Source organism: Sulfitobacter sp. HI0040, assembly GCF_001634885.1.
Classification (GTDB): domain Bacteria; phylum Pseudomonadota; class Alphaproteobacteria; order Rhodobacterales; family Rhodobacteraceae; genus Sulfitobacter.
The window spans coordinates 1-3,659 of record NZ_LWEX01000161.1; the positions used below are offsets into that span (position 1 = coordinate 1).

At 67.2% G+C, this 3,659-nt stretch carries 2 protein-coding genes and 1 pseudogene; 2 read left to right on the plus strand and 1 reads right to left on the minus strand.

The genetic code is table 11. From position 1 onward, the window contains the following. A partial coding sequence (locus A3728_RS10870) for an HAD-IA family hydrolase (protein ID WP_150120735.1) occupies positions 1–350 on the plus strand: 350 nt, incomplete at its 5' end. A 58-nt stretch (positions 351–408) separates the two neighbouring features. Here A3728_RS10870 and A3728_RS10875 read toward each other — a convergent pair. Beyond that, a complete protein-coding gene (locus A3728_RS10875) occupies positions 409–1,893 on the minus strand; it encodes a phosphomannomutase/phosphoglucomutase (protein WP_067923372.1) in 1,485 nt (494 codons plus the stop codon). Between the two features lie 230 nt (positions 1,894–2,123). Between A3728_RS10875 and A3728_RS10880 the strand changes: the two are divergent. Beyond that, positions 2,124–3,659, plus strand: a pseudogene (locus A3728_RS10880) (hypothetical protein); the annotation flags it as partial.

Genomic DNA, 3,659 nt, shown 5'->3' on the forward strand with positions numbered 1-3,659 from the left:
TCAAGCTGGTGACGCTCACGAACTCATCCCCCTCACCTTCGCCCACGCCGCTGGAAAAGGCCGGGCTGGCGGAATTCTTCCAGCGCAGCTTCAGCGTGGCGGAGGTCGAGAAGTACAAGCCCCACCCCGATACCTACCGCCTCGTCGCCGATGAGCTCGGCACCGAACCGGAGGAGATGTGCATGGTGGCCTGCCACCTCTGGGATACCATCGGCGCGCAGGCGGCGGGATGTGCGGGTGCCTTCCTGAAGCGTCCGCACAACAACATCATCGAAGCGGATGGCGTCCCCACCCCCGACATCATCGCAAGCGACATGGATGATCTCGCGGACCGGCTGCTGGCTCTCTGAAACGGCGCGCAGCGGTCCGCCCTCGCGGCAGGCCGCGCGCCCTGCGACTTGCCGGGCCTCAGAACGTCTGGTCGTAATCGCCTACCTCGGGTTCGGTGCGGATCACCGCGTCGATCTCCTTGAAGATGGAGCGCAACTCCGCCTCGCTCTCGCTGCTTTCGCAGACCACAACGAGATTCGGCGTGTTGGAACTGGCCCGCACCAGCCCCCAGCTGCCATTGTCGAGGATCACCCGCGCGCCGTTCACTGTCACCACCTGCGCAACCTTGCGGCCCGCCATCTCGGTCACATTCTCCAGCCGCTGCACGATCCGGTCGAGAATGTCGTACTTGTCCTCATCGGCGGCATAGGGCGACATGGTCGGGGTGGAGTATGTCTGCGGCAGGGCGCGGCGCAGGTCGGACATGCTGCGCTCAGAGTTGCGGTCCATCAGCTTGCAGATCTCGACCGCCACCCGCATCCCGCAGTCGTAGCCGCGCCCGATAGGCTCGGCCAGAAAATAATGCCCCGACTTCTCGAACCCCGCCAGCGCGCCCAGCTCCTTCACGCGCCGCTTCATGTGGCTGTGCCCGGTCTTCCAGTAATCCGCCCTTGCGCCGTTTTCCTGCAGCACCGGGTCAGAGGCAAAGAGCCCGGTCGATTTCACATCCGCCACGAAGGTGGAACCGGGGTGCAGCGCGGACAGATCGCGCGCCATGATCACGCCCATCTTGTCGGCAAAGATCTCCTCTCCCTCGTCGTCCACCACGCCGCAGCGGTCACCGTCCCCGTCGAAGCCGAGCGCGAAATCCGCCCCCGACGCGCGGACGCTGGCGGACATGTCGTGCAACATCTCCATCGCTTCGGGGTTCGGATTGTAGTGCGGGAACGTGTAGTCGAGCCGGTTATGGCTGGGCACGACCTCCACGCCCATGCGCTCGAAGAGTTCAGGCGCAAAGGCCGATGCCGTGCCGTTGCCCGTCGCGCAGACGACCTTCAACTTGCGCGTCATCCGGAAGTCGCCGACCAGATCGTCCAGATAAGCCTCTCGCACCCCGTCGACGAATTCATAGGCACCGCCCTCGCGCGTTTCGCCCTCGCCGTTCAGCACGATATCGCGAAGCTCGCTCATCTCGTCGGGGCCGTGGGTCAGCGGGCGTTCAAAGCCCATCTTGACCCCGGTCCAGCCGTTGGGGTTATGGCTCGCCGTCACCATCGCCACCGCGGGCGCGTCCAGATGGAACTGCGCGAAATAGGCCATCGGCGACAAGCAGGGGCCAATGTCGCGCACCCGGATGCCCGCCTGCATCAGGCCGAGGATCAGCGCATTCTTGATCGACAGCGAATAATCCCGGTAGTCGTTGCCCACCGCGATCACCGGCTCGATCCCCCGCCGGTGCATCTGCGTACCCAGCCCCAGCCCCAGCGCCGTGATCCCCGGCAGGTTGATCGCCTCCGGATACTGCCAGCGTGCATCGTATTCACGGAACCCCGTGGGCGCGATCATCGGGTCCCGGAGGAATTCCCATGTGTTCGGGGTCACGGTCGGGCTGGGTTTACGCATCGAAATATCCTTGGGGCAAAACTTGGCGGGCAAAAGCGTCGCCCCCGTGATACGCCAGCCAAGGCAGAGGATCAATCGGGGGACTGCCCGGAGCCGATTGACGAAAGCCTAACGAAAAACGCGCGATTTCAGTCATTTGCTCTCTACAGGTCTTGAAATGGCCACCTTTGCGCTCCGCTCGCCGCGCGGTGATGCCTCCAGCCTGCTCACCGGTGGAAAAGGGGGCTCTCATGGCTGAATTCCGATATGTCTCAACCGTCGCGGCGGCTTCTCCCGGTGCGGAGGAAACGCTGGTGAGTGATCTCGCACTTGCGGTTTCTGAGGGCGGGGCGATGCTCCACGCGGGCTTGCGCAGCGGTGCCATCACCAGTTGGGACGTGACGGGCGCGGGTTTCGGCAGCCCGCAGTACATCGATGCGCCCGAAGCGATGGAGCGCGCGAACCTCACCAACATCACCGTGCTGGGCGAGGGCAGCGGTGCGGCGCTTCTGACGGGCGGTGTCTTTGGTCATGCGGCAGCCCACTTCGCATTGCCCGCCATGGGTGGCCCCGGCGGTGCGCCGGTGGTTGCCGCGACCTCTTTCATGGGGCACCTCGACGCGGTGTTGCCTGTCGCGGCAGGCGCCCTCGTGGCGCTGTCGGATCGCGGCGGGGCGGCGGTGGCCCAGCACCTGTGGAACGGCACGACCCTGACGGAGGTGGGCAGCCTGTCCACGCAAGGCCCGGTCGCGGCGCTGGCCCTCACGGCGGCGGGCGCGAACGGCAGCCTGCTGGTGGCCGAAGGCGGCGCCGCGCAAAGCGTCACCCGTTACGCGCTCGATACGGGCGGTCAGCCCGGCCCTGCCACGGCCACCTTGGCCGCAGGCCCCGCCGGACCGGCGTTCGCCGATCCCACCGCGCTCGCCACGGCAGAACTCGCGGGCACGACCTACGGAATACTCGCCTCCGCCGGCTCCTCCTCGCTCAGCGTCTTTTCGCTCGACGCGGGCGGGGGGATGACCCTTACGGATCACCTGCTCGACACCCGCGAAAGCCGCTTTGCCGGGGTCACCGCGCTGGATATCGTCACCCGCGGCGATGACGTCTTCGTGCTCGCCGGGGGGGCGGATGACGGGCTTAGCCTCATGGCGCTCTTGCCCGGCGGGCGGCTGCACCCGCTGGCCCATGTCGCCGACAGCCCCGAAAGCGCGCTGGCAAACATCGCCGCCCTTGCCGCGCGGGAAACCGACACCGGCCTCGCTGTCTTTACCGGCAGCGCGTCGGAACCGGGCGTGAGCCGTCTGGATGTAGAGCTTGCCAGCTACGGCGGCACCGGGCAAACCAGCGCCCCGGGCGACGCGCTTACAGGCGGCGGAGCGGATGACATGCTGCTTGCCCGGCACGGGGGCGTTGTCCTGACCGGCGGCGCGGGGAATGACAGCTTCGTCTTTGCCGCACCGCTCACCACAGGCACGCTCGGCCAGATCACGGATTTCGACCCCGCGCGCGACAGTATCGACCTGTCATCGGTGCTGGCGCTCAACCCGTTCGACGGCGTGTCCATCGAAGGCGGCGGGCGGCGCGCGATCCTGACCATGGGCACTGTCACGCTCGATGTCGCGGCAACCGCCGGGGCGACGCTGGCGGCGGCGGATTTCGCCCGCGCGCGCATCGCTTCCGCCGACCGGCCCGTCGCGGACCCGGCCAATCACCCCGCCGTGGTGAACGCGGTGCCCGCACCCGACCCCTACGCCGGATCGAACCCGCTGCCGGTGCCCGAACCCCTG